Below are 418 nucleotides of genomic sequence, written 5' to 3'. Positions count from 1 at the left end.
TGCCAGCTGTGGTGCCACCTCCTGTGTTGTATGCGTGACGTAGCGCAGGTCGAGCGACGTATTGCCGTCCGCATGGGGGACGGCGATGGCCGGCTCGGCCAGATTACGCGAACCTGCCGGCGTATAGGCCGCGGCCAGTACACCCGTATACTCGGCTGTCTGGCGATAGGCTTGCGGCACTTGCGCGTAGCCTGCCGCGTCGGCGAGCCTCTCGCCATAGTACAGGATCTGAAGGTTTTTCTTGTCGTCGGCCTGCAGTACCAGGGCGGTGCTACGGGTCTCCAGCGGAATGGTTTGGCCGATCGCCTGCATACCGGGGTATGCGGTGCCGGCCCAGGCGGCTATGAGCCAGGCAGCCAGGGTCTTGCGTGTACAGGTTGTTATCATTCGAACTAATTATAAAATAAATCTACCGATC

Annotated in this window: 1 protein-coding gene; it reads right to left on the bottom strand. The window is 60.5% G+C overall.

The features are described 5' to 3' along the window. On the bottom strand, nucleotides 1–387 hold a 387-nt coding region (locus KK062_RS30070), incomplete at its 3' end, for a glycoside hydrolase family 36 N-terminal domain-containing protein (protein WP_317195822.1). Nucleotides 388–418 lie beyond the last annotated feature (31 nt).

It is taken from the genome of Dawidia cretensis, from assembly GCF_018598175.1.
Classification (GTDB): domain Bacteria; phylum Bacteroidota; class Bacteroidia; order Cytophagales; family Cyclobacteriaceae; genus Ohtaekwangia; species Ohtaekwangia cretensis.
Note: the sequence above shows the minus strand (reverse complement) of the source record. Positions and strands in the feature narration are given on the sequence as shown.